The 25,958-nt window shown below is 67.1% G+C and carries 20 protein-coding genes and 3 riboswitches; of the genes, 8 read left to right on the top strand and 12 right to left on the bottom strand.

Annotated features, from left to right (window positions below; genetic code table 11):
* Positions 1-70: 70 nt before the first annotated feature.
* A riboswitch (cobalamin riboswitch) is annotated at positions 71-254 on the bottom strand.
* A gap of 21 nt (positions 255-275) precedes the next feature.
* The gene (locus tag ACJH71_RS10470; RefSeq protein ID WP_406757954.1) at positions 276-1,583 is read right to left on the bottom strand and encodes an aminotransferase class I/II-fold pyridoxal phosphate-dependent enzyme; all 1,308 of its coding nucleotides are present in this window, start codon (positions 1,581-1,583) and stop codon (positions 276-278) included.
* 40 nt (positions 1,584-1,623) lie between these two features.
* Here ACJH71_RS10470 and ACJH71_RS10465 point away from each other — a divergent pair, with 40 nt between their 5' ends.
* Positions 1,624-2,280 carry a pyridoxamine 5'-phosphate oxidase family protein gene (locus ACJH71_RS10465; protein WP_406757953.1) on the top strand — a complete coding sequence of 219 codons (657 nt, stop codon included), beginning with the start codon at positions 1,624-1,626 and terminating at the stop codon, positions 2,278-2,280.
* Positions 2,281-2,294: 14 nt separating this feature from the next.
* Here ACJH71_RS10465 and ACJH71_RS10460 read toward each other — a convergent pair whose 3' ends face one another.
* Both ACJH71_RS10460 and ACJH71_RS10455 read right to left on the bottom strand, forming a co-directional pair.
* Positions 2,295-3,884, bottom strand: coding sequence for a PPE domain-containing protein (locus ACJH71_RS10460; RefSeq protein ID WP_406757952.1), 1,590 nt, complete (start codon positions 3,882-3,884; stop codon positions 2,295-2,297).
* 31 nt (positions 3,885-3,915) lie between these two features.
* Positions 3,916-4,064, bottom strand: a riboswitch (cobalamin riboswitch).
* A gap of 68 nt (positions 4,065-4,132) precedes the next feature.
* Complete coding sequence (locus ACJH71_RS10455; RefSeq protein ID WP_406757951.1) at positions 4,133-6,367, bottom strand: NADP-dependent isocitrate dehydrogenase; 2,235 nt, start codon at positions 6,365-6,367, stop codon at positions 4,133-4,135.
* A 143-nt stretch (positions 6,368-6,510) separates the two neighbouring features.
* Positions 6,511-6,630: riboswitch (SAM riboswitch) on the top strand.
* 139 nt (positions 6,631-6,769) lie between these two features.
* On the opposite strand from ACJH71_RS10455, the gene ACJH71_RS10450 reads away from it, so the two are divergent.
* The 4 genes from ACJH71_RS10450 to ACJH71_RS10435 all read left to right on the top strand — a co-directional run bounded on the left by ACJH71_RS10450 (position 6,770) and on the right by ACJH71_RS10435 (position 10,989).
* Positions 6,770-8,110 carry a bifunctional o-acetylhomoserine/o-acetylserine sulfhydrylase gene (locus ACJH71_RS10450; RefSeq protein WP_406757950.1) on the top strand — a complete coding sequence of 447 codons (1,341 nt, stop codon included), beginning with the start codon at positions 6,770-6,772 and terminating at the stop codon, positions 8,108-8,110.
* Between the two features lie 11 nt (positions 8,111-8,121).
* Positions 8,122-9,261, top strand: coding sequence for a homoserine O-acetyltransferase (locus ACJH71_RS10445; protein WP_406757949.1), 1,140 nt, complete (start codon positions 8,122-8,124; stop codon positions 9,259-9,261).
* The gene (locus tag ACJH71_RS10440; protein WP_406757948.1) at positions 9,258-10,010 is read left to right on the top strand and encodes a class I SAM-dependent methyltransferase; all 753 of its coding nucleotides are present in this window, start codon (positions 9,258-9,260) and stop codon (positions 10,008-10,010) included. Before ACJH71_RS10445 ends, ACJH71_RS10440 begins: the two co-directional genes overlap by 4 nt.
* Positions 10,011-10,125: 115 nt before the next feature.
* Complete coding sequence (locus tag ACJH71_RS10435; protein WP_406757947.1) at positions 10,126-10,989, top strand: cyclopropane mycolic acid synthase family methyltransferase; 864 nt, start codon at positions 10,126-10,128, stop codon at positions 10,987-10,989.
* Between the two features lie 37 nt (positions 10,990-11,026).
* On the opposite strand, the gene ACJH71_RS10430 is transcribed toward ACJH71_RS10435, so the two are convergent.
* Both ACJH71_RS10430 and ACJH71_RS10425 read right to left on the bottom strand, forming a co-directional pair.
* Positions 11,027-12,529 carry a PE-PPE domain-containing protein gene (locus tag ACJH71_RS10430; protein WP_406757946.1) on the bottom strand — a complete coding sequence of 501 codons (1,503 nt, stop codon included), beginning with the start codon at positions 12,527-12,529 and terminating at the stop codon, positions 11,027-11,029.
* 238 nt (positions 12,530-12,767) lie between these two features.
* Complete coding sequence (locus ACJH71_RS10425) at positions 12,768-14,936, bottom strand: cellulase family glycosylhydrolase (protein ID WP_406757945.1); 2,169 nt, start codon at positions 14,934-14,936, stop codon at positions 12,768-12,770.
* Between the two features lie 262 nt (positions 14,937-15,198).
* Here ACJH71_RS10425 and ACJH71_RS10420 point away from each other — a divergent pair, with 262 nt between their 5' ends.
* The gene (locus ACJH71_RS10420) at positions 15,199-15,636 is read left to right on the top strand and encodes a DUF732 domain-containing protein (RefSeq protein ID WP_406757944.1); all 438 of its coding nucleotides are present in this window, start codon (positions 15,199-15,201) and stop codon (positions 15,634-15,636) included.
* Here the strand turns inward: ACJH71_RS10420 and ACJH71_RS10415 are convergent.
* From ACJH71_RS10415 to ACJH71_RS10385, 7 genes are all read right to left on the bottom strand, one after another.
* Positions 15,633-16,532, bottom strand: coding sequence for a cyclopropane mycolic acid synthase family methyltransferase (locus ACJH71_RS10415; RefSeq protein ID WP_406757943.1), 900 nt, complete (start codon positions 16,530-16,532; stop codon positions 15,633-15,635). The two genes, ACJH71_RS10420 and ACJH71_RS10415, sit on opposite strands and share 4 nt — an antisense overlap.
* Positions 16,525-17,403 (bottom strand): cyclopropane mycolic acid synthase family methyltransferase, encoded by an 879-nt coding sequence (locus ACJH71_RS10410; RefSeq protein ID WP_406757942.1) that lies wholly within the window; start codon positions 17,401-17,403, stop codon positions 16,525-16,527. The genes ACJH71_RS10415 and ACJH71_RS10410 overlap by 8 nt, the downstream gene beginning before the upstream one ends.
* 43 nt (positions 17,404-17,446) lie before the next feature.
* A complete protein-coding gene (kasB, locus tag ACJH71_RS10405) occupies positions 17,447-18,709 on the bottom strand; it encodes a 3-oxoacyl-ACP synthase KasB (RefSeq protein WP_406757941.1) in 1,263 nt (420 codons plus the stop codon).
* Between the two features lie 22 nt (positions 18,710-18,731).
* Positions 18,732-19,592, bottom strand: coding sequence for a cyclopropane mycolic acid synthase family methyltransferase (locus tag ACJH71_RS10400; RefSeq protein ID WP_406757940.1), 861 nt, complete (start codon positions 19,590-19,592; stop codon positions 18,732-18,734).
* A 29-nt stretch (positions 19,593-19,621) separates the two neighbouring features.
* Positions 19,622-20,512: a cyclopropane mycolic acid synthase family methyltransferase gene (locus ACJH71_RS10395; protein WP_406757939.1), complete on the bottom strand. Its 891-nt coding sequence runs from the start codon at positions 20,510-20,512 to the stop codon at positions 19,622-19,624.
* A gap of 206 nt (positions 20,513-20,718) precedes the next feature.
* Entirely contained in the window at positions 20,719-21,009 is a 291-nt protein-coding gene (locus tag ACJH71_RS10390; RefSeq protein ID WP_406757938.1) for a DUF3017 domain-containing protein, read from the bottom strand.
* Positions 21,006-21,854 carry a bifunctional methylenetetrahydrofolate dehydrogenase/methenyltetrahydrofolate cyclohydrolase gene (locus ACJH71_RS10385; RefSeq protein ID WP_406757937.1) on the bottom strand — a complete coding sequence of 283 codons (849 nt, stop codon included), beginning with the start codon at positions 21,852-21,854 and terminating at the stop codon, positions 21,006-21,008. Before ACJH71_RS10385 ends, ACJH71_RS10390 begins: the two co-directional genes overlap by 4 nt.
* A 112-nt stretch (positions 21,855-21,966) precedes the next feature.
* Here ACJH71_RS10385 and ACJH71_RS10380 point away from each other — a divergent pair, with 112 nt between their 5' ends.
* Together ACJH71_RS10380 and ACJH71_RS10375 are read left to right on the top strand one after the other, a co-directional pair.
* Complete coding sequence (locus tag ACJH71_RS10380; protein WP_406757936.1) at positions 21,967-23,151, top strand: NADH:flavin oxidoreductase; 1,185 nt, start codon at positions 21,967-21,969, stop codon at positions 23,149-23,151.
* A gap of 11 nt (positions 23,152-23,162) precedes the next feature.
* Positions 23,163-25,877, top strand: a complete 2,715-nt coding sequence (locus tag ACJH71_RS10375) for an ATP-binding cassette domain-containing protein (RefSeq protein ID WP_406757935.1) — start codon at positions 23,163-23,165, stop codon at positions 25,875-25,877.
* Positions 25,878-25,958: the final 81 nt, after the last annotated feature.

Genomic DNA, 25,958 nt, shown 5'->3' with positions numbered 1-25,958 from the left:
GACCACCGGATGCCACCCGAAAAGGGCGCAACATGGGAGTTTGTCAGCTCTCTCGGGGTACACCGCCCCGGGTCGCAGGATGCGACGATGTGAGTGTCCTGACTCTCGGATCAACGCTCGCCTCGCCTTCCAGCTCCGTCAGAGCCGTGGCAGTTGAGGGTCGCTCCCCGATCACAGTGGCGGGACCGTGCCGGATTCACACCGGCTTCCTGCACCATCGTTGCCGTACTGGTGCATTATCGCACGCTGCGACGCGTAACGCCCCTAAAGCGCAACTACACGCTGGCGCGGCCGGGGCCGTGCACGGCTTCGGCGACCGCATCGGCCAGCGGTTCGATGTCGGCCGGGGCCAACTCGGCGATGGTGATCCGCAGGCCCGGGGCGGCCCGGATCCGGAACCGCGCGCCCGGCGCCGCGGCCCAGCCCGCGGCGAACAACGCCGTCATCGCCACCGCCTCGTCGGGTACCGGGATCCACACGTTGAGCCCGGATCGGCCGTGCGCGAGCACGCCCCGGTCGGCCAGTGCCGTGCACAGCCCGTCGCGGGCCGCACGGTAAGCGGCTTCGGCGTCGGTCACCCGCTGCGTCGCCGCGGCGTCGCGCCACAGTTCGACCGACAGGTTCTGCAGCAGGTGACTGACCCAGCCCGGCCCCAGCCGCTGGCGACCCTGCACCCGTTCGACGGTGCGCGGGTCACCGGCCAATACCGCCAGCCGCAGATCCGGGCCATACGCCTTGGCCACCGACCGAATGAACGCCCAGTGCCGGGTCACCCCTGCCAGCGAGTGCAGCGGCACCCCGGCGATGGCCGCACCGTGGTCGTCTTCGACCAGCAGCACCTCCGAATCGGCCAGCAATGCCCATAGCGCATTCGCACGATCCGCGGAAACCGCGGCGCCGGTGGGGTTCTGAGCACGGCTGGTCACCACCACAGCGCGCACTCCGCGCCCCAGCGCGCGAGCCAATTCGGCAGGCAGCGGACCGTCGTCGTCGACCGCGACCGGCTCCGGAGTGAGGCCCAGCGCACCGAGTAGGTCGAGCAGGTTGGGCCACCCCGGATCTTCGACGGCCACCCGGTCGCCGGGACGCAGGTGGGCGCAGAGCACCCGCTCGATTCCGTCCAGCGCTCCGGAGGTGACCGCCAGGTGATCGGCCGGCACACCGTCGGCGGCCAGTTCGGCCGCGGCATGCTCGGCCAGCGCCGGCGTGATCGGCGGGTTCCCGTAGAGCACAACGGGTCCCGGAGCTGCGGCGATTACGGGCAGCAGCGCCGGATTGGGGTTTCCCGTGGATAGGTCTCGCACGCCTGGGGGCACCGCCAGCCCGCGCAGCGACCGCGGTGTGGTCGCCGGCCGATCGCGCACCCTGGTACCTCGCCGTCCCGAGCTTTCGACAGCGCCGCGGTCGCGCAACAGCCGGTAGGCGGCAGCCACGGTGTTCGGATTCACCCCGAGTTGCTGGGCCAGCGCGCGAATCGGCGGCAGCGCGGCCCCCGGCGCCAACGCACCTTGCGCGATGCCCTCCTCAACGCTGGCCGCGATGGCCTCGGCACCCTCGCCGGCAATGCTGTATTGTACTGACACAACTCCAATATTGCACTAGTACATTAACGGAGGCAAGCTCGTGTCCTACGCACCGACGCCGCAGACCACCCCCACCCGGTATCGGGAACGGGCCCGCTATGACCGCGACACCGTGCACCACATCCTGGACGAGGCGCTGATCTGCCATCTGGGTTACGCCCGCGACGGCCATCCGGTGGTGCTGCCCACCACGCACGCCCGAGTCGACGAGACGCTGTATCTGCATGGCTCCACCGGCAGCGGCCCGGTGCTGGCCGCCGGCCCCACCGGGCTACCGGTCTGCGTCACCGCCACCCTGGTCGACGGGTTGGTGCTGGCCCGCTCGGCGCTACACCATTCGATGGCCTACCGCTCGGTGGTCGTCATCGGCGCCGCCCGCCTGGTCCAGGACGAGGCCGAGAAGCGGCTCGGGCTCGATGCGCTGCTCGATCACGTCGCACCCGGCCGGGCCGCCGATGCCCGGCCACCCAACCGCCGGGAGCTGGCGGCCACCGCGGTGCTGGCCCTCGACCTCGTGAAGGTGTCCGCCTCAGTGCGCGACGGCGGACCCAACGACGAACCCGAAGACATCGCGTTGCCGCACTGGGCGGGCGTGGTTCCGCTGCGGATGGTCGCCGGGTGCCCGGAGCCGGCCGCCGACCTCGACCCGGCCATCGCGCTGCCGCCCTACCTGGAGTCCTACCGCAGGCCGCGGTGAGTTAGCGCGGTGACCTACGTCGCCTGCCTGCCGTACTCCGGCATCCAGGTGCCCGGCGTCATCGGGGTGGTGGCACCGCCACCGAATGCGTCGGCGGCAAGGGCGGTGAGTCCGCTCGGCTCGACATCGTCTTCTAGGTCCATGTACTCATACCCGCGGCCGAGCATGTCGGCCTTCACACGTCGTCGCCGACGGGCCTTGGCCTTCTCCTCGGCGACGGCGGCCTCCGCCGGTGCCGCGGCGGCGTCGGGTTCGGGCGCTTTGCGTCGACGCGCACTGGTGCCCGCGGCCCGGCGGGACTGCTGGCTCGCGCCGGCGACCAGATACATGGCGGCCAGACTGTCCCCCGGGGCCAACGGCGGCGCGGGCGGCGGAGGGGGCGCCGGCGGCGCACCGGGCGGCGCGGGCGCCAGAGCGGGCGCCGGCGCGGGAGCCGGGGCCGGCGCGGGAACCGGAGGCGTGGGGGCCACCGTCACCCCGGCGAACGGCGGGGGCATGATCGGAACCACCGGCACCGGAACGGCATGCAGCGCGGCCAGCCCGGACAACCCCGCCAGTCCGGCCAACGGTGCCGCGGCCAGTGGCGCCAGAGCGGCAGTCAGCATCGGCAGCACCACCGGAATCAACACCAGAGCCTGCTCCAGCAGCGTCTTGAGCAGCGCGATCACGTCGGTGATGATCGTGCCGACCGCTTCCACCGCGGCGAACATCAGCGTGAAAGCAATGGTGCTGGGATTGCCGGACGCGAACGCCGCGGCGATGTCGGCGCCGATGAATGCGAACGTCTGCGACAGGTAGGCAGCGAACGATCCGAAGTCCATCGGATAACCGATCGCGAACGCGAGGTTGTAGGGACTCAGAAAGCTCAGCGGGTTGCCCAGGACCGGCAGCCAGGGATCGAACCCGCCGAACATCGACTGGAAGAAGGGGTTGCTCGCCAGCTGGTCGATCATCGGCTGCAGCACTTTGTTGTAGAAGTCGGTGTAGCCGCTGTTCTGCAGCCACTCCATGATCTCGTTCTGCCGATCCGGCGGGAGCTGCGGCTGGCTGGCGTCGGCGGACTGGGCCTTGGCGATCTGCGGCGCCGCAGAGGTCTGCGGGCTCGACGCCACCGCGGTGCCCGCGACGGCCTGATATGTGGTCATCACCGTGGCGGCCTGCAACCACATCCGGCCGTAGTCGGCCTCGTTGAGGGTGATCGGGATGGTGTTGACGCCGAAGAAGTTGGTGGCCACCAGCACCGCGTGGGTGGCGTGGTTGGCCGCCAGCTCGGCCAGGGTCGGCATTGCCGCCAACGCCGAGCTGTAGGCAGCGGCCGCGGTCTGCTGCTGGGCGGCCATCACCGCGCTGGTGATGCCGGCGTGCAGCAGCCAGGCCAGATACGGCACATTCGCCGCCACATAGGCTTCGGCGCTCGGGCCCTGCCACGCTCCGGCCTGCATCGCACCCAGCAGCGCTGCCAGCTCGTCGGCGATCTCGGCGTACTCGGTGCTCAGCGTGGTCAACGCCGCCGCCGACGCCAGCAGCGGGCCTGCCCCAGGACCGGCCGACAGCAAGGTCGAGTGGACCTCGGGTGGAGACGCGATCCAGATCGGAGCGGTCACGGTCGTCAGCTCTCTCGGGTTACCCGCCCCGAATCGGAGGTTGCAACGACGTGAGTTTCTGGCTCTCGGGCGAGTTCACTCCCCCGATCACAGTGGCGGGACCGCTCCGGATTCGCACCGGCTTCCTACATCGCCATCGCCTTACCGGCGAATTGTCGCACGCCAGGCGCCCTGAGCGCCGCCGAGTGTGAAATCTACGACGGATCCTCCGGCGTTTCCGTCGGCGGATTCACACTCGGCGGGGAACCTCAGTCCTTGGCGTCGATCGCGGCGTTCAGCGTCGCGCTGGGCCGCATCACTGCCGAGGTCAGGTCGTGGTCCGGCGCGTAGTAGCCGCCGATGTCCACCGCGTTGCCCTGCACCACATTCAGCTCACCCAGGATGACGTCCTCGTTCTTGGCCAGCGTGTTCGCCAGCCCCGCGAAGTGCTTGGCCAGCTCGGCGTCCTCGGTCTGCGCCGCGAGCTCATCCGCCCAGTGCTTGGCCAGGTAGAACTGGCTACCGCGGTTGTCGAGCTCGCCGGTCTTGCGCGACGGGCTCTGGTTGGCGTCCAGCAGCTTGCCGATCGCCGAGTCCAGCGTCTCGCCCAGGATCTTGGCGCGGACATTGCCGGTCTTGGCACCCAGGTCGTCGAAGCTGGCACCCAGCGCCAGGAATTCGCCGAGCGAGTCCCAGCGCAGGTGGTTCTCCTCCACCAGCTGCTTGACGTGCTTGGGGGCCGAACCGCCCGCACCCGTCTCGTACATGCCGCCGCCGGCCATCAGCGGCACGATCGACAGCATCTTGGCGCTGGTGCCCAGCTCCAGGATCGGGAACAGGTCGGTGAGGTAGTCGCGCAGGATGTTGCCGGTGGCGGCGATGGTGTCCTGACCGCGGATCAGCCGCTCCAGGGTGTACCGCATGGCCCACACCTGCGGCATGATCTGGATCTCCAGGCCTTCGGTGTCGTAATCCAACAGGTAGGCCTTGACCTTCTTGCGCAGCTCGGCCTCGTGCGGACGCTCGGTGTCGAGCCAGAACACCACCGTCATGCCCGACGCCCGGGCCCGCTGAACGGCCAGCTTCACCCAGTCCCTGATGGCGGCGTCGGTGACCGTGCACAGCCGCCAGATGTCACCGGCCTCCACGTTCTGGGTCAGCAGCACCTCACCGGTGGCCAGGTCCACGATGTCGGCGACGCCGGCCTCGGGGACCTCGAAGGTCTTGTCGTGGCTGCCGTACTCCTCGGCCTTCTGCGCCATCAGCCCGACGTTGGGGACGGTGCCCATGGTGGCCGGGTCGAACTGCCCGTGGGTCTTGCAGAAGTTGATGATCTCCTGGTAGATCCGGGCGAACGTCGACTCCGGGTTGACCGCCTTGGTGTCCTTGGTCCGTCCATCGGCGCCGTACATCTTGCCGCCGGCCCGGATCATCGCCGGCATCGAGGCGTCCACGATGACATCCGAAGGCGAGTGGAAGTTGGTGATCCCGTGCGCCGAATCCACCATCGCCAGCTCCGGACGGTGCTCCCGACAGGCGTGCAGGTCCTCGATGATCTCGTCGCGCTGGGAGGCCGGCAGCGTCTCGATCTTGCTGTACAGGTCGACCATGCCGTTGTTGACGTTGACGCCCAGGTCGTCGAAGAGCTTCTGGTGCTTGGCGAATGCGTCCTTGTAGAACACCTTGATGGCGTGGCCGAACACGATCGGGTGGCTGACCTTCATCATGGTCGCCTTGACGTGCAGGGAGAACATCACGCCGGTCTTGCGGGCGTCCTCCATCTGCTCCTCGTAGAACTCACGTAGCGCTGCCACGCTCATGAACATCGAGTCGATGACCGTGCCGTCCAGCAGCGACACCTTCTCCTTGAGCACAATCGTGTTGCCGCTCTTGGTCGTCAGCTGCATCTTGACGTCGCGGTCGCGGTCCAGCGTCATCGACTTCTCACCGTGGTAGAAGTCGCCGTGCTTCATGGTCGCCACGTGCGTGCGCGAGGCCTGTGACCACTCGCCCATGCTGTGCGGGTGCTTACGCGCGTACTCCTTGACCGCCTTGGGCGCACGACGGTCCGAGTTACCTTCCCGCAGTACCGGATTCACCGCAGAGCCCAGGCACTTGGCATAGCGGTCGTGAACGTCTCGCTCCTGCTCAGACTTGGGGTCCTCGGGGTAGTCCGGCAGCTTGAAGCCCTTGCCCTGCAGCTCCTTGATGGCGGAGACCAGCTGCGGCACCGAAGCGCTGATGTTGGGGAGCTTGATGATCGTGGTGTCCGGCAGCTGGGTCAGCCGGCCGAGTTCGGCCAGGTTGTCCGGCACCCGCTGCTCGTCGGTCAGACAGTCAGGGAAGGCGGCCAGGATGCGGGCCGCAAGCGAGATGTCACTGGCTTGGACGTCGATACCCGCGGGCCCGGTGAAGGCCTGCACGATCGGCAGGAACGAGTACGTCGCCAACAGCGGCGCCTCGTCAGTCAGCGTGTAGATGATGGTCGGCTGGTCGGCGCACATGGCTGTTCTCCCGGCGTCAGGTTCTTAGGTGTTCGATTGTCCCGCGTTGTACACGGCGGCATCAGTATCGCGTACCGGTCCACGGCGTTCACCGCCGGTGAGCAGGTGGCGACAGCTATACGGGATGCGATAGGCTGCGTGACGGTCATGAGTGCCAGCGCGAAGCCCCGGCTTGCTGGCCGGCAACCCTCCAACCGCGGTGGGGTGCCCCGGGTGATGACCGGGTTGAGTAGCCATAATCGGCTACGCGGCAAGCGCGGGTCCGCCACAACGGGCCCCCCGAGTAGACAGGGGAACCTGATGCGTGCCTCCTTGCGCCCGCTCACCCGTTGCTGTTGTCGCTGAACCCAGGCCTAATCCGCTCGTCACCAGCGACAACAAACCCGAGGAAACCATTCAGCAATGACCGCCGACAACAACATCGACCCAAGTTCGCACTGGTCGTTCGAGACTAAGCAGGTCCACGCCGGGCAGGTTCCCGACGCGACCACCAATGCCCGCGCGTTGCCGATCTACCAGACCACCTCCTACACGTTCGACAACACCGATCACGCGGCCAAGCTGTTCGGGCTGGAGGTTCCGGGCAACATCTACACCCGGATCATGAACCCGACCAATGACGTCGTCGAGCAGCGGATCGCCGCACTCGAAGGCGGGGTCGCGGCGCTGCTGGTGGCCTCCGGGTCCGCCGCGGCGACCTTCGCGATCCTCAATCTCGCCGGCGCCGGCGACCACATCGTTTCCAGCCCGCGGCTCTACGGTGGCACGTACAACCTGTTCCACTACTCGCTGACCAAGCTGGGCATCGAAACCACCTTCGTCGAGGACCCCGATGACCTGGAGTCCTGGCGGGCGGCGGTGCGGCCGAACACCAAGGCCTTCTTCGCCGAGACCATCTCGAACCCGAAGATCGACGTGCTCGACATTCCCGGCGTGGCGGGCGTGGCCCACGACAACGGGGTGCCGCTGATCGTCGACAACACCGTGGCGACCCCCTACCTGATCCAGCCACTGGCCCACGGCGCCGACATCGTGGTGCACTCGGCCACCAAGTACCTGGGTGGGCACGGCGCGGCGATCGCAGGCGTCATCGTCGACGGCGGGACCTTCGACTGGACGCAGGGCCGCCACCCGGGTTTCACCACTCCCGACCCGAGCTACCACGGGGTGGTCTTCGCCGACCTGGGAGCACCGGCGTTCGCACTCAAGGCCCGCGTGCAGCTGCTGCGTGACCTGGGTTCGGCGATCTCGCCGTTCAATGCCTTCCTGATCGCCCAGGGCCTGGAGACGTTGAGTCTGCGGGTCGAGCGGCACGTGGCCAACGCCCAGCGGGTTGCGGAGTTCCTGGAGGCCCGCGACGACGTGCTGAGCGTCAACTACGCCGGGCTGGCCAGCTCGCCGTGGCATGCCCGGGCGCAGCAGCTGGCACCGAAGGGTGTCGGCGGTGTGCTCTCGTTCGAGCTTGCCGGCGGCATCGAGGCCGGCCGGGCCTTCGTCGACGCACTGAAGCTGCACAGCCACGTCGCCAACATCGGTGACGTGCGTTCGCTGGTGATTCACCCGGCGTCGACGACGCACGGCCAGCTCAGTGCCGAAGAGCAGCTGGCCAGCGGTGTGACCCCGGGCCTGGTTCGGCTGGCGGTCGGCATCGAGGGCATCGCGGACATCCTGGCGGACCTGGAGCTCGGTTTCGCCGCGGCATCGACACAGCTCGGCGGCTCGTCGGCGCTGGCGGCCCGTTGAGGCGGTCCCCGGTGACAATCTCCGACGTGTCCAGGCAGCTATTGCCCGCCGAGGGAGAGACCGGCGTGGTCGCCATCGGGTCGCTGACGCTGCAGAGCGGCGCGGTGCTCGATGACGTGCACATCGCTGTGCAGCGCTGGGGCGAACTCTCGCCCGAGCGCGACAACGTCGTCATGGTGCTGCATGCACTGACCGGGGATTCCCACGTCACCGGGCCCGCCGGGCCGGGCCATCCCACTCCGGGCTGGTGGGACGGGGTGATCGGCCCCGGCGCTCCGATCGACACCGATCGCTGGTGCGCGGTGGCCACCAACGTGCTGGGCGGTTGCCGCGGGTCTACCGGTCCGGGATCCCTGGCCCGCAACGGGAAGCCTTGGGGCTCAAAGTTTCCCGCGATCACGATTCGCGACCAGGTGCAGGCCGACATCGCCGCGCTGGCCGCCCTGGGCGTCACCGAGGTGGCCGCCGTGCTGGGCGGTTCGATGGGTGGCGCCCGCGGACTGGAGTGGATGGTCGGCCACCCGGACCGGGTGGGCGCGGGCCTGCTGCTGGCTGTCGGCGCCCGGGCCACCGCCGACCAGATCGGCACGCAGAGCACCCAGATCGCGGCCATCAAGGCCGACCCGGACTGGCAGGGCGGCGACTACCACGGCACCGGCCGCAGTCCCGAGGCCGGCCTGGCGATCGCCCGGCGCATCGCGCACCTGACCTACCGCGGCGAGGCCGAGCTGGACCAGCGCTTCGGCAATGCCGCCCAGGACGGGGAGGACCCGGCCGACGGTGGGCGTTACGCGGTGCAGAGCTACTTGGAGCATCAGGGCGCCAAGCTGGTGTCGCGGTTCGACGCAGGCAGTTACGTGACCCTGAGCGACTCGCTGTCGAGCTACGACGTGGGCGCCGGACGCGGCGGCGTGGCCGCGGCGTTGCGTGGCTGCCCGGTCCCCGCGGTGGTCGCCGGGATCACCTCGGACCGGCTGTACCCGCTGCGGTTGCAGGCCGAGCTGGCCGAGCTGCTGCCCGGCTGCGACGGACTGCAGGTGCTCGACTCCGACTGCGGGCACGACGGCTTCCTGCTGGACACCGCCCGAGTCGGCGAGCTGATCCGCCAGACCCTGGACTTGGCGAGCTCGGCGCGGGACCGCCGGCGGTGAGCCCGTCCGAGCAGGGCCGCCGCGACCGTTCGCTGTCGTTCGGTTCGCAAGCCGCCGCCTACGAGCGGGGTCGTCCGTCCTACCCGCCGGAGGCCATCGACTGGCTGCTGCCGCCGGGCGCCCGCGATGTCCTTGACCTGGGCGCCGGCACCGGCAAACTCACCGCACGCCTGGTAGAACGCGGCCTGGACGTGGTGGCGGTGGACCCGATCGCCGAGATGCTCGAGGTCCTGGCGGCCGCCCTGCCCGGCACCCCGGCACTGCTCGGGTCGGCCGAGCAGATCCCGCTGCCGGACAACAGCGTCGACGCGGTGCTGGTGGCCCAGGCCTGGCATTGGTTCGACCCCGCCCGGGCCATCCCGGAGCTGGTGCGGGTGCTGCGCCCCGGCGGCCGGCTGGGGCTGGTGTGGAACACCCGCGATGAGCGGCTGGGCTGGGTCAAGGAACTCGGCAATATCATCGGCCGCGAAGATGCCCGCGACGTGGTCGACGCCGGGGTGAGCCTGCCCGCGCCCTTCGGTGACATCGAAAGCCACCACGTGGAGTGGACCAACTACCTGACGCCGCAGGCCCTGATCGATCTGGTCGCGTCCCGCAGCTACTGCATCACCTCACCGGACGCGGTACGCACCAAGACCCTGGACCAGGTCCGCAACCTACTGGCCACCCATCCGGCGTTGGTCGGGTCCACCGGGCTTGCGCTGCCCTACATCACGGTGTGCGCGCGCGCCACACTTTCGGATTCTTAACACCGGCAGGTGTTTATGCCCGCCGACATCGGGTATGCGGCTCCGGTCGGCCGGAACCGGGGGGCCCTACGGTTGGCATCCATCAAGGCCCCGGCTGCCCGAAGGGCCGATCCGCATGACTCACCGCCTGACTCCACATTTCGCTGATGTACAAGCCCATTACGACCTGTCCGATGATTTCTTTCGGCTCTTCCTGGATCCGACTCAGACCTACAGCTGCGCCTACTTCCGGCACTACGACTGGACGCTGGAGGAGGCTCAACTCGCCAAGATCGATCTTTCGCTCGGCAAGCTCGGCCTGCGCCCGGGTATGACGCTGCTCGACGTGGGCTGCGGCTGGGGCGCCACCATGCAGCAGGCGATCGAACAGTACGACGTCAGCGTGGTCGGTCTGACGTTGAGCAAGCACCAGGCCATCCATGTGCAATCGATGTTCGCCGCGATGGACTCCCCGCGCAGCCGACGAGTGCTGTTGGCCGGGTGGGAGGAGTTCGACGAGCCGGTCGACCGGATCGTGTCCATCGGGGCGTTCGAGCACTTCGGCTACGACCGCTACGACGACTTCTTCGCGATGGCCCACCGGGCACTGCCCAGCGACGGGGTGATGATGCTGCACACCATTTGTGGCTTGTCCCCGCAACAGATAGTCGAATACGGCATGCAGCTGACGGCCGAACTGGCCGCCTTTCAGATCTTCCTCATGACCGAGATCTTCCCCGGCGGGCAGCTGCCGTCGGTGGCGCTGGTCAAGGAGCACGCCGTCAAAGCCGGATTCACGGTGAACCGCATCCAGTCACTGCAGCAGCACTACGCAATGACCCTCGACCACTGGGCGCAGGCATTGGAAGCGCACGAGTGTGAGGCCATCGCGCTTCAGTCCGAGGAGGTCTACGAGCGCTACATGCGTTACCTGACCGGCTGCGCCGAGGAATTCCGGGAGGGCCGCTTCGACGTCAACCAGTTCACGCTGGCCAAGTAACCGAAGCCAAAGCCGTTCCCGCGCCAGCGATTCCCCGCTACGCGCTGAACAGGTCGGTGAAGTCGTTGGCGATCGACTGGAAGGCGCTCATCACACTCATCAGCTCGAACCCGATGGCTGTGGGGATCAGCCCGGCGTCGGCCGCGATCGGCATTCCGATGGCGTTCGTCAGTGTGGTCAGCAGGTCGTCGCCGTTGCCGAATGCGTTGAAGAACATGCTGATGTCGTAGGCGGGCATGGTGGTCAGCAAGGCGTTGATGATGTCCGCGGTCGGCAGCAGCACCGAATACAGCGTGGCGGCCGCGCTCGAGAACGTGTTGACCACGTCGAGGAGACTGGGCAGCGAGAAGTCCATCCCCGAACCGAGCGCGTCCGCCGGGCTCCCCAGCGACAGGTGCCCGAGGTCGTAGATGAAGTCGTCGAATCCGTGCTGCGCTCCCTGCCACAGCGAGCTCAGCAACGTCATGACATCGATATCCGGCAGCACGCCGTAGGTGGTGAGCACATTGGCCGGACCCATGTCCCAGCCGCCATGGGTCAGTTCTCCGTCGACGTAGGTGTCGACGTTGCCGTAGCCCAGATCGACCAGGATCCGGGTGACGGGCTCCAGCAGGTCATAGAGCGGCTCGCCCAACACCGGGATGCCGAGCAACGGCTGCAGCAGCGGCAGGATCTCCGTCGGGATCATGTAGTAGTCGGTGTTGAGGGCGGCCGAGGCGCCGTCGGGCAGCGTCAGGGGCCCGTCGTAGTTGGTGGATCCCAGCAACAGCTGTGCGCTGTCGATGGAGTCCGGCCGGCTGTAGCCGGGGCCGTGGACCAGCGCGATTCCCAGCACGGCGTTGAGCACCGACAGGAAGTTCAGCGGATAGCGCGGAAAGTCGGCGAATCCGTCGTATTCGGCGATGTAGATGTCGGTCGCGTACGGGGTGTCGGGCGTCGCCCCGTAGAAGTCGATGCCCATCGACGGGATGTACAGCGGGACTTCGGGGACGGCGAAGCGCGACAACAGGCCGCCGTTGGGGAACATCTCATTGGCGATCAAGACGAACGACAGCTGGTCGGGGTCGGGGGCGTTGCCGGAGGCGAGCAGCTGATTCATCTCGATCGAGGAGAGAACGGCACTCTGCGAGACGCCGTAGACCACCAGGTTGTCGCCGGCCGCGATGTGATCGCGGATGGTCGAGTCGAGCATCCGCACACCCTGGTCGACCGAGGTGTCCAGCGGCAGGCTCTTGACGCCGGTGCCCGGGTACAGGCCTTCGGGGGTGAAGACGCCCTGCATGGTGTAGCCGTCGTACCCGAGGTGCGAAAGGTATTGATCGGCCCAGTGAAAGTCCCACGTCCCCGGGATGGGCGTGCCGCTGCCGCCCATGACCAGCGCGACGTTGTCGAGCAGCGCCACGTCGGCGACCACCGTGCGGGCCCCAGCGATCGAGGACGCCAAGGCCGGCGTCATGACTGGCGGGGCAACCACCGCCGCGGCGCTGGTCACGGCCACTGCCGCAACGCCCAGGGAGTGGAATGTGGGGTTGACCTTCATGGCGACCTCCGGCAGCGAACGCGGGACTGCTAATTGCTCGCAGCACCTTAACGCCGACATGATGAAAACCTGAAGCAATTCTGAATAATTCAAACTTTCTACTGTAGAAACTTCCGCCGAACAGGCATTTTCTCCGGCCTAATGTCCATGATGCGACTTATGTTGATAGCCGTCCGCGCACTGAGAGGAAACGCCAAGGTTTGACCAGCGGGCCCCGGAGTGCCCGCGCCCACCGGCCTTACGCCGGCTTCACCTGTACGTCGACGATGGTGGCGCCGTGGTCGGCCGCGATGACCAACACCGAGGACCCCGGTCCCGACACCACGTGCCCGCCGATGACGTCCACCTGATAGCCGTTCGGGTACTGCAGAGCCGGCACCACGATTCGGGTCTGCGCGTCGGCGGCGAAGCTGCCCGAGCCGTCAGCCATCGCGGTGGAGTAGCTGAAGTGGAAGATCCCGCCCGCGAACGACCAGGCATTCGGCACGCCGGCGATCGTCTGCGGGTACGGCTCGGCCAGCGCTGCCAGCTTGGCGGCGTCGACGTTGTCGCCGACCGGCGGCAGATTCGTGTCGAAGACCAGCGCCTGGCCCTCCGGAGAGCTGCTGGCGACATCACCGCCGGTATAGGCCCACTCCAGCCAGCCGTACCGGAAGGGATTGGTGTGCGCCAGGGTATTGGCGATGACACTGACGTTGGCGGTGGCACCGAACTCGGTCATCAGCGCCGGAATGTTGTGTGAGTCGGCATATGTCGCGGCGTTGTTCAACAGGATGTCGAAGTTGAGCCCACAACCGAAGTCGATCTCGAGCACCGAATTCGCCAGGCAGTAGTTGTGGAACGCGAAGATCCCGTGTGGATCGTCCACGGCGCCCAACGACGTCGGTACCACCGTGTTGAACAGGAAAGTCGGTTCGAACAGCACCGGCGTGTTCGGGTCGACCGAGCGAATCGCCGCGGCCATCTGGTTGTAGAACGGAGTCAGGGTCTGGGCGTCGAACTGCGGGCTTCCCAGCACGCTCGACAGCCACGGCGAACCCGGCCACGGCTCGTTGATGATGCCGTAGCCGGCCACGCTGGCGTCGTCCTTGAAGTAGTCGGCGACGTATTGCCACGACCGCGCGTAGTGGTTGGCCAGACCGATCCCATCTTCGGCTTTGGCGTTGGACCAGAACGCATCCCAGGCATGAAGCTGCGCGGGGTTGAACAGGTAGGTGCCGATCTGACCCACGTCGGGGTTGGGCAGCCCACCGGTCAGCACCGCCCAGTCCGGCGCGCCGTCACCGCCGAAGCCCGCGCTGTAGAAATCTTGATGGAAGTCGAGAACGCTGTAGATGCCGTGGTCGGCCAGGGTTTGCACGGTCTGTTTGATCGCGGCGAGGTAGTCGGCGTCGAAGACACCCGGCTGCGGCTCCACTCCGGCCCAGAGCACTCCTACCCGAACGGCGTTGAAGCCGTTGGCGGCCAGGAACGCCGCGTCGTCGTCGCCGAACCCGTCGGCACCCGGGGTGTAGGGCGCGATCTTGTAGACCTGATTGACCCCGTGCAGGATCACCACCTTGCCGTCGCTGTCGGTGATCCAAGAGCCCGCGGTGGACAGGCCGGTGTAGGGGCCGCCGTCCGGGGCGCCGGCCAGGGTGCCGAAGTGCCCGACCGCGCCGTGGATGCCGAACATGCCGGCCGCTCCACCGGCACCGCCCAGCGCGGGCAAGCTTCCGGCACCGCTATAGACCCCGTTGCCGGCGTCGCCGCCGGCACCGCCGACGCCTATCAACCAGCCGCCGGCACCGCCGTCTCCGCCATTTCCGCCGAGTCCACCCTCGCCCCCGGCACCACCGGCACCGCCGTTGCCGAACATGCCGGCCGCTCCCCCGGCCCCGCCGCCACCGCCAGCGGTGTTGTCCCAGCCGGCACCGCCATCGCCGAACAGCCAGCCCCCGTCACCGCCGTCAGGGTGGGCCTCGGTTCCTGCCGTGCCGTCGGCGATCATCGCGCCCCAACCCAGTGCCCTGCTGAACTCGTTGAGCCCGTCCAGGATTGGAGTGGGTCCGGCGGCATGGATCCAGTTTTCGATGCCGGTGTGCAGCGGCGTGTAGATGAGCTGCTGCATCCACTCCGTCGCATCGGCTGCGCCCACGCTCGGCGCTCCGGCGATCCCGGTCAGGACATCGTTCCAGTGCGCCGGATCGAAGAACGCGTCCCAAGCCGCCAGGCTCGACAGCGCGGACCAGTCGACGGTGTGCGTTGCCGCGTCCACGAACGGGGCCATCGCCTGCTCCAGCACGTCGTCGAACACCTCGGCGCCCGCCGGGGCCGGCAATGCCACGCCGAACACCAAGGCCGAGCCCATTGCGGCGCCCAGCCCGACCACCCGACGATTGACCTTGCCGCTGCGACGTCGAGCCATCTGCCGTGGGCCTCTCTTCGTCCCCATAAAAACTGAGCGTTGCATGTGTGCTTAATGAATGATTCCAACAACCTAGCGGTCGGAGTGGCGGGTTCGGCTCAAAGTGCCGAAACCGCGGCATTGGCCAGGGCGAGACAGCGTCGTAGGCAAACCGTGACCCGGCCGACTCGCCGGTGTTACCGCTTTGATGCAGGATTTCAACCAGAACGTTCGGACACGTCCCGGGTAACCGCTCGGCTCCGGACCACGACGAGGGGGATGCATGCAAGGCTTCATGATCAAGGCGGGCACCGGGGTGGGACTCGCAGGCCTGATGGCCGTCACCGGATTCGCGGCACCTGCGCAGGCGAGCCCGGTCGACACCTCGTTCCTGTCCGATCTGACCGGGGCGGGCATCCCGGTCGCCGACCCAGCCGCAACGGCGGCCCTCGGCCAGTCAGTGTGTCCCATGCTGTCCGAGCCCGCGGGCACCGCCGCGTCCGTGGCGGCCCCGGTAGCCGGCCTGGGCGGCGGGCCCACCATGTCGCCGCAGATGGCGCAGCTGTTCACCGAGATCGCCGTACAGATCTATTGCCCGCAGATGCTGTCTCAGCTGGCCAGCGGTCAGGTGCCGGATCTGCCGCAGATCCCGGGGATGTCGGTCGGTATCCCCGGCCTATCCGGCGGGGTTCCGGCAATTCCGGCCATCCCCGGGTTCTAACCGGCCGTCGCAGCGGCCGGCTTGAGGTAGCTGACCAGGCTGACGTCGAGTACCTCGTCGATGAAGTAGTACTCGCACCCGCGCAGGTACTTCAGGTAGCGCTGATACACCTCGTCGGACTGAATCGCGATGGCCATGTCCTTCTTGGCTTCCAGCGCATCGGCCCAGATCCGCAAGGTCTTGATGTAGTGCGGCCGCAGCGAAAGCGCTTCGGGAACAGCGAAACCGGCTTTCTGGCCATGCTCCACCATCATGTCGGTGGTGGGCAGTCGCCCGCCGGGGAAGATCTCGGTGAGGATGAACTTGATGAACCGCGCGGTCTCGAACGTCAGCTTCTTACCTCGCGCATTCAGATCATAGGGGTGATAGCTCACGCTGCTCTGGATCGTCATTCGCCCGTTGGCGGGCAGGATGTCGAAACACCGCGCGAAGAAGTCGTCGTAGCGTTCATGGCCGAAGTGCTCGAACGCCTCAATGGAAACGATCCGATCGACCGGCAGATCGAACTCTTCCCACCCGTGCAGCAGTACTCGGCGCTCACGATCGGTGTCGACGGTGTCCAGCAGTCGCTGGGTGTAGGCGTGCTGATTCTTCGACAGGGTGAGGCCGACGACGTTGACGTCGTACTTCTCCAGCGCCCGCTTCATCGTCGACCCCCAGCCGCAGCCGATATCGAGCAACGTCATTCCGGGCTTCAGGTCGAGCTTGTCGAGGTTGAGGTCGATCTTGGCGATCTGGGCCTGTGCCAGTGACAGCTCCGGTGGCTCGAAATAGGCACAACTGTAGGTACGGGTCGGGTCCTGAAACAGCGCGAAGAAGTCATCGGAGAGGTCATAGTGAGCCTGGACGTCGGCGAAATGCGGCCGTAAGGTCCGGGCAGCCGGAGTATCAGTCATCGCCGACCTGCTTCTGCAACGTGTACTGGTTGACGTCGATGTATCCGGTGCGAAAGCCGTTGGCGCACCCGGTCAGGTAATGCATGTAGCGGTCATAGACCTCTTGTCCTTGGATCTCGATGGCCTTGTCTTTGTTGCCTTCCAGCGCTGCCGCCCAGCAGTCCAGGGTCCTGGCGTAATGCGGCTGCAGCGAATGCCGTCGGGTTAGGGTGAAACCCGCTTGGGCCGAGTGCTCTTCAACCATCTCGATGGTGGGCAGCCGGCCGCCGGGAAAGATCTCGGTGGCGATGAACTTGATGAACCGGGCCATCGCGAAGGTCAGCGGCATGCCACGTTCGGCCATCTGCGGCAGCGTCAATCCGGAGATGGTGTGCAGCAGCATCACTCCGTCGGCCGGCAGAACGGCGTGGGCCATGGTGAAGAAGTCCTCATAGCGTTCATGCCCGAAGTGCTCGAAAGCGCCGATGGACACGATCCGATCGACCGGCTCGCTGAAGTTCTCCCAGCCCTCCAGTAGAACGCGCTTGGTGCGCTGGCTGTCCATGCCGGCGAACATGGCCTCCACATGGACCGCCTGATTCTTGCTCAAGGTCAGTCCGATGACGTTGACGTCATGGGTTTCAACGGCTCGCCGCATGGTGGCCCCCCAGCCGCAGCCGATGTCGAGCAGCGTCATACCCGGTCGCAGGCCCAGCTTGCCCAGGGCAAGGTCGATCTTGGCGATCTGGGCTTGCTCCAGCGTCATGTCGTCACGCTCGAAGTAGGCGCAGCTGTAGGTCTGGGTCGGGTCGAGAAAGAGCTGGAAGAACTCGTCGGACAGGTCGTAGTGCGCCTGCACGTCTTTGAAATGCGGTGTCAGATTTTTCGGCATGACAATGTGCTCTCGGCTGGCGGCCGAAAGCACCCCCCCTCTTCTAGTATTTTCCGAACGCGAGGGCCACGTTGTGGCCACCGAATCCGAAGGAATTGCTGATCGCGTATCGGTAGTCCCCCACCCGTACGTCACCGGCCACGACATCCAGGTCGATCTCTGGGTCGATGCGGTGCAGATTCAGCGTCGGCGGAACCACGCCGTCCCGCAGCGCCAGCACTGTCAGAATCGCCTCCACCGCACCGACCGCCCCGACCGAATGACCGAGAGCGGATTTCGGTGCATACACCGCGGCGAGGTGCCCGCCCATGGCGTTGTTGATCGCCTGGGCCTCGGCCAGATCCCCGATCCGGGTTCCGGTGGCGTGGGCATTGATGTGGTCGATGTCGGTCGGAGCCAGACCCGCAAGGTCCATCGCCCGGGTCATGGCGTAGCCCGCGCGCTCCCCCTGCGGATCGGGCGCCACGATGTGGTGGCCGTCCGAGCTGATACCAGCGCCCATCAACCGGCCGAGAATGGTTGCGCCACGCGCCTTTGCGTGCTCAAGAGTCTCGATGACCAACAAGGCGCCGGCCTCGCCGAACACGAACCCGCTGCGGTCGACGTCGAACGGCCGGCAGGCACCGGCCGGGTCGTCGTTGTGGGTGGACAACACGATACGCATCGCGGCGAATCCCGCGATCGGGACCGCTTCGATCTTGGTCTCGACTCCGCCGCAGATGGCGATGTCAGCCTCGTCGTAGACGATGTTGCGCCAGGCCTGAGCGATACCTTCGGCACCGGAAGCACATGCCGAGATCGGGGTGAAGACACCTGCTTTGGCGCCGCGTTCCAGGCCGACGGCAGCGGCAGCCGCATTGGGCATGTATTTCTGCACGCCCAGCGGAGAGACCGCCTTCATGCCGCGTTCCACCATGCCTTGGTAGCCCCAGACCAGTTCCTCCGGGGAGCCGAGCCCGGTGCCGATCGACACCAGCAGTCGGCGTGGATCCACCTCCGGCGAGCCGGCATTCGCCCAGACCCGTCGACCCAGGATCACCGCCATCTTCTGCAGGTATGACAGCCGGTGGAGTTCCTTGCGGTTCAGCTCGTGGTCGAAGTCCTCGAGCAGATGCCCGCCGATCCGTACCGGGAGGTCGAACCGCTCGACGAAGGGGTCGTCGAGCTTACGGATGCCACTTTGTCCATCCAGCAGCTTCTTCCAAGTGTCCTCGGCGTCCGTCGCCAGCGCAGTCGTCATCGCGACACCGGTGACGACGACCTCGGGAAGGCCGTTCCCGGTGGAGAGCCGAGTCCGTCTAGCCATGTCCAAGCCTCGCTTCGGGCCGCTACTTGGTCAGGATGAACTGCCCGACATTGCTGATCCCTCTGCGGAAGAGGTCTGCGCAGCCGGTCAGATAGCGCAGGTAGCGCTCGTACACTTCCTCGGACTGGGTGGCGATGGCACGTTCGCGGTTGTTCCGCAGATTGGCCGCCCACATGTCCAAGGTCCGGATGTAGTGCTCCGGCATCAAAAGGGCGTCCTGGATCCGAAATCCGGCGCCTTGGGAGTATTCGTAGATGTCGTCGCGGCCTGCCATCTCCCCGCCGGGAAAGATCTCCTTGCCGAGGAATCGGACGAAGCGCAAGTCGCTCATCGTCACTTTGATGCCGTGCTCGCGCCAATAGGTCTGGGGGTAGGTGAAGATGCTGTGGAACAACATTCGGCCGTCATCGGGCAGGATCTCGTAGGCACGTTCGAAGAACGCCGCATAGCGGGCTTTCTTGAACGCGTCGAACGCCTCGATGGTGAAGATCCGATCGACCTTCTCGTCAAACTCCTCCCAGCCCTGTAGTCGAGCCTCCGCATGACGCTCGGTGTCGATCGCCGCCAGCGTGGCCGCGCTGCGCGCGCAATGGTTGCGACTGAGCGTGATACCGATGACGTTCACGTCGAACTTGGTCACCGCCCGGGCCAGCCCCGCCCCCCAGCCGCAGCCAACGTCCAACACCGTCATGCCCGGCTCGAGATTGAGTTTGCGTAATGCCAAGTCGTACTTAGCGTTCTGCGCTTCCTCCAAGGTCATGTCGTCGCGCTCGAAGTACGCACAGGTGTAGGCCATCGTCGGATCGAGGAACAACGCGAAGAAGTCATCGGAGATGTCATATGCCGCTTGCGACTCTTCGTAGTACGGCTTGAGATCGGTCATCCGCGCCACCCCTCTCCCTTCGAGTTCTCTTATGCCACTGGCTTTTCCATCGTGAATTGGCAGACGTCGGTGTAACCGTCCCGGAACAGCTCCCGGCAACCGGTCAGGTACTTCAAGAACGTCTCGTACGTCTGCTCGCCTTTGAGCTCAATCGCCTGGGCCCTGTGCGCTTCGAGTGCCTTTGCCCAGGTGTCCAAGGTGCGTACGTAGTTCGACCCGATCAACTGATGACGGGTGATCGAGAAGCCGCAGCGGGTCGCATGCTCGTCGACGATCGAGATCTGCGGCAACCGCCCGCCTGGATAGATCTCGGTCAGGATGAAGTGGATGAAGCGCAGCAGCGACATCGTCTTCTTCAGCCCCCGCCGCTCGCCCTCTTCTGCGGTGGGCACCACGATGGAATGCAGCAGCATGACGCCGTCGTCGGGCAGCACTCGGTGGCACATGGTGAAGAAGTCGTCGTAGCGCTCGTAGGTGCCGACGCCATCGGCGAAGTGCTCGAAGGCGCCCAGCGATACGATGCGGTCCACCGGTTCGTCGAATTCCTCCCAGCCCTGCAGGCGCACCTGTTTGCGGCGCGGGCTGTCCATCTCGGCGAACTTCTCTTCGCAGTGGGTCAACTGGTTTTCGCTCAGCGTCAGCCCGATGACGTTGACGTCGTACTTCTCGATGGCCCGCCGCATGGTGGAGCCCCAGCCAGACCCGATATCGAGCAACGTCATCCCGGGCCGCAGGCCCAACTTGCCCAGCGCCAAGTCCACCTTGGCCATCTGAGCCTGTTCCAGCGTCATATCGTCGCGTTCGAAATATGCGCAGCTGTAGGTCATCGTCGGATCCAGCCACAGCCGGAAGAATTCGTTGGACCGGTCGTAGTGCGACCGAATGTGATCCACATCCGGTATCAGTTCGACGTCGCTCATCTGTTCCTCCGCTGCACCAAGCGATTTCACGAGGACTGCTTTTGCGATGAACTCATTGTGGGCAACGCCCCCTCCGCGACACAGCCGACCGCACACGTGTTCCCCCAGAGCAGGGCTATCAAACACGGGGCGCGATCTGGTTGGGAGATGGGCGAATACGCGTCGTCGCGCCCGGCCGAACAATTGTCGGGCCGGTCAAAAACGAACTAGCTGGTCCCGAGCGGGTCGATCGTCGCGGCCACGTAGAGCATCACCGTCGCCGCGGTCGTCATCGTCGCGAAATCCAGCCCCCGGTCCCGCAGCACCAGCAGCCCGGCCCGGTCCTCGGACAACACCAGGCGTAGCCCGGCAGCCACCCCGGTCCCGATCCCGATCAGCAGCGCACCGCGCCGCCAGAAGTTCGCTCCGGCCAGCACGAACGCCGCCGTGAAGATCAGCCCGACCACCAGGATCGGCCACTGTGCGGCGATCACCCGGCGAACGTCGGCAACCTTCACAGCGTGCTCTCGACTCGTTCCACGACGTTGGTCAGCAGGAAAGCCCGGGTCAGCGGACCCACCCCACCGGGGTTGGGGGACACGTGGCCGGCCACCTCCCACACGTCGGGGTGGACGTCGCCGACCAGTCCGGCGTCGGTACGCGAAACACCGACGTCGACGATGGCCGCACCCGGACGCACCATGTCGGCGGTGAGCATGTGCGGCACCCCAACCGCGGCGACGATGATGTCCGCCTGGCGAGTCAGCTCCGCCAAATCGCGGGTCCCGGTGTGGCAGAGCGTGACGGTGGCGTTCTCCGACCGACGGGTCAGCAGCAGTCCCAGCGGGCGCCCGACCGTCACCCCACGTCCGATCACCACGACATGGGCGCCGGCTATCGGCACCTCGTAGCGACGCAGCAGGTGCACGATGCCGCGCGGGGTGCACGGCAGCGCCGCCGGCGTGCCCAGCACCAGCCGGCCCAGGTTGGTCGGATGCAGCCCGTCGGCATCCTTGGCCGGATCGACGCGCTCAAGTGCCGCGTTCTCGTCCAGGTGTTTGGGCAACGGCAGCTGCACGATGTAGCCCGTGCACTCGTCGTTGGCGTTCAGCTCGTCGATGGTGTCGTTGAGCTGGGCCGGACTGCAGTCCGCGGGCAGGTCACGGCGGATCGAGGTGATGCCGACCTTGGCGCAGTCGGCGTGCTTGCCGCGCACATAGGCGTGTGAGCCGGGGTCGTCACCGACCAGGATGGTGCCCAGACCGGGCGTACGCCCGGCGGCGGTCAGCGCCGCCACCCGTGCCTGAAGGTCGACGAAGATCTCGTCGCGCGTGGCCTTGCCGTCCAACGTCATCGCACCCACGCCGGACATTGTGGCATGTAGCCGCCGAGTTCCGGCCGGTTGGCGGCGACGGCACAGATATTGCGGTGCGGCAGGGCGCCTGTTCGCAGCGCGCCGCTTGTAGGCTCCCGCTATGGGAGTTCCCGACGTCTTCAGTCCCGCCAAACTCGGCCCGATCACGTTGCGCAACCGGATCATCAAGGCTGCGACGTTCGAGAACCGCACGCCTGGTGCACTGGCCTCCGACGATCTGATCGAGTATCACCGGCTGCCGGCCGCCGGCGGAGTGGGCATGACCACCGTGGCTTACTGCGCGGTCTCGCAGGGCGGTCGCACCTCCAACGACGGGCTGTGGATGCGCCCGGAGGCGGTAGCGGGGCTGCGCCGACTCACCGACGCGGTACACGCCGAGGGCGCCCTGGTCAGCGCTCAGATCGGCCATGCCGGCCCGGTCGCCGACGCGCGCTCCAACAAGGCCCGCGCCCTGGCCCCGGTGCGGTTCTTCAACCCGATCGGCATGCGCTTCGCCAAGAAGGCCACCCGCGACGACATCGACAAGGTCATCGCCCAGCACGCCGACGCCGCCCGCTACGCCGTCGACGCCGGGTTCGACGCCGTGGAGATCCATCTCGGCCACAACTATCTGGCGAGTTCGTTTCTCAGTCCGCTGATCAACCGCCGGTCCGATGAGTTCGGCGGATCGCTGGCCAACCGGGCCAAGGTGGCCCGCGGCATCGTGGCGGCCGTGCATCGCGCGGTGGGCGGACAGATCGCGGTGACGGCCAAACTGAACATGGCCGACGGAGTCCGCGGCGGCATCAGTCTGGACGAGTCGCTGACCACCGCGAGGTGGCTGCAGGACGACGGCGGCCTGGACGCATTGGAGCTCACGGCCGGCAGCTCGCTGGTCAACCCGATGTACCTGTTCCGCGGCCACGCCCCGGTGAAGGAGTTCGCCAGCGTATTCCCTCCGCCGTTGAGCTGGGGCATGCGGATGACCGGCAACAGATTCCTGCGTGAGTACCCCTATACCGACGCCTACCTGTTGGACAACGCCCGGCTGTTTCGCGCCGAGTTGTCGATGCCGCTGATCCTTTTGGGCGGTGTCACCAACCGAGCGACGATGGATCAGGCGATGGCCGAGGGATTCGAGTTCGTCGCGATGGCCCGGGCGCTGCTGGCCGAACCGGACCTGGTCAACCGGATCGCCGAAGACTCGATGACGCTGTCGGAGTGCACGCACTGCAACCAGTGCATGCCGACGATCTACCGGCGCACGCACTGCGTCGTTACCGGCGCCCCGGACGCAACTCGCTAGAGTTGACGTCAATGAGTCACCCAGCCCCGCCGGTGCTGACCGTCCGCCACGACGGGTCACAAGGCACGTTCTCCGCAGGCCACGACGTGGTCATCGGGCGCGACCTGCGGGCCGACGTCCGCATCCCGCACCCCTTGGTATCCCGCGCTCACCTACTACTGCGCTTCGAGCAGGGTCGGTGGTTGGGGATCGACAACGGCTCGCTGAACGGCATTTACGTCAACGGCCAGCGGGTGCCCGTCGTCGATATCCGCGACGGGCAGGCAGTCAACCTCGGCAACCCGGACGGACCGCGGGTCTCCTTCGAGGTGGGACGGCACCAGGGCCAGGCCGGCCGGCCGCCGCAGACCGTCTCGATCCAGGTGCCGCAGCCCGGCCAGCCAGGAATCGCACGACCGAGCCGGCCGCCACAGCCGTCTGGCTGGCCATCGCCGCCCGAACCCGCGCCGTATGCGGCTGCTCCCGATCTCGGGCACCACCCGGACCTGCGGTCGGCCGGGCACCCCGGCGTGCAACAGCCCTACCGGCCGCAATCCGGACCGGCGCCGTATCCACCGCCGCCCGCCCCGCACCGGCCGCCGGCATATCAGTCCGGTCCCCCCAGCCCTGCCTCCGATGCAGGACTGCGCCCCGGCTACCAATCTCCCGCCCAACCGCCCGCGCCCCCGGTGGCACCCGCCGAGGTGTTCGCCCCGCACCAGCCCTCCACTCGGATGGCCCCGGTGTCGGCTACGCCGCCCGAAGTCGGCAACATCGCCACCCGCATGATCGACATCCTGCGGCCGGCCTCCAGCTCCGCGCCGGACGCCCCGGTCGGGGCCCTGACCATCGGCCGCGCCACCGACAACGACGTGGTGATCTCCGATGTGCTGGCCTCGCGCCACCACGCCATGCTGATCGCCACGCCGCTGGGCACCGAGATCCGCGACAGCCGAAGCATCAACGGCACATTCGTCAACGGCGTCCGGATCGGCTCGGCGATCCTGTCCGAAGGCGACCTAGTCACGATCGGCAACGTCGACCTGGAATTCACCGGCGGAACCCTGCTACGCCGCACCGAAGCCGCCTCGCGGACTGGAGGGCTTGAGGTTCGGGATGTCTGCTTCGACGTCGAGGGCGGCAAACGACTGCTCAACGACATCACACTGACGGCCCGCCCCGGCACCCTGACCGCGATCATCGGCGGCTCGGGTGCCGGCAAGACGACGCTGTCACGACTGATCGCCGGCTACACCAAGCCCACCGCCGGATCGGTCACCTTCGAGGGCCACAACATCCACACCGAGTACGCCTCGTTGCGCAGCCGGATCGGGATGGTGCCGCAGGACGATGTGGTGCACCGGCAGCTCACCGTCAACCAGGCCCTGGGCTACGCCGCCGAGCTGCGCCTGCCGCCGGACAGCAGCAAAGCCGACCGGGACAAGGCAGTGGCGCAGGTGCTCGAGGAACTCGAGCTGACCAAGCACGCCGACACCCGAGTGGACAAGCTCTCCGGCGGCCAGCGCAAGCGCGCCTCGGTGGCCCTGGAGCTGCTGACCGGACCGTCCCTGCTGTTGCTCGACGAGCCGACCTCGGGGCTGGATCCGGCCCTGGACCGTCAGGTGATGCTGATGCTGCGCGGTCTGGCAGACGCCGGCCGCGTGGTCATGGTGGTCACCCACTCGGTGTCCTACCTCGACGTGTGCGACCAGATTCTGCTGATCGCCCCGGGCGGCAAGACTGCGTTCTCCGGCCCGCCCAAAGAGGTCTTTCCGGCGATGGGGGCGGACAACTACGCCGACATCTTCGCCAACGTCGGAGCCGACCCGGACGAAGCCAACCGGCGGTTCCTGGAGCGCGACGGCGGCCCCAAGGGCCCGGCCGCTGCGGTCCCCTCGACGCCCCCGGCCGACTTGGGCAGCCCGCCCCCGGAAAGCCTGCGCAAGCAGCTGTCGACAATCGCACGCCGTCAAGTCCGGCTGATCATCTCCGACCGCGGCTATTCGGTCTTCTTGGCCGTGCTTCCCTTCATCGTGGGCGCACTGTCACTGACGGTGAAGGGCAACGGTGGGCTCGGGATGCCCGGGCCTGATGCGCCGACCGAGCCGCAGTACATCATGGTGCTGCTCATCATCGGCGCGGTCTTCATGGGCACCGCGCTGACCATTCGAGATCTGATCGGCGAACGCCCGATCTTCAAACGAGAACAGGCGGTGGGCCTGTCGACCGTGGCCTATCTGCTGGCCAAGGTCACGGTGTTCTGCGCATTCGCCACGGTGCAGGGGGCGGTCGCCACCACCATCGTGATCCTGGGCAAGGGCGGGCCGACGCAGGGCGCCGTGATGTTCGGCAGCGCCAATTTCGACTTGTTCCTGGCCGTGGCCGGGACCTGTGTGGCCTCGGCGGTGCTGGGGTTGGCCCTGTCGGCGTTCGCGCAGTCCAATGAGCAGATCATGCCGATGCTGGTGGTCTCGATCATGTCGCAGCTGGTGCTGGCCGGCGGCATGATCCCGGTGACCGGGCGCGCCGGGCTGGCCGAGGCCGCCTGGGTGACACCGGGCCGGTGGGGATATGCCGCGGGCGCCTCGGCGATCGACTTCAACAAGCTGGTCAACGTCCCGCAGATCCCCAAAGATCACCTGTGGGACCACACCAAGGGCATCTGGCTGCTCGACATGGGGATGCTGGCGCTGTTGTCGGTGTTCTACACCGTGCTGGTGTGGTGGAAGATCCGGCTCAAGCGCTAACGGTGGGGGGGGGGGGGGGGGGGGGGGGGGGGGGGGGGGGGGGGGGGGGGGGGGGGGGGGGGGGGGGGGGGGGGGGGGGGG

Origin of the sequence: Mycobacterium sp. SMC-15 (assembly GCF_045310925.1) — a bacterium.
Taxonomy (GTDB): domain Bacteria; phylum Actinomycetota; class Actinomycetes; order Mycobacteriales; family Mycobacteriaceae; genus Mycobacterium.
This window is presented reverse-complemented; position numbering and strand designations above follow the sequence as displayed.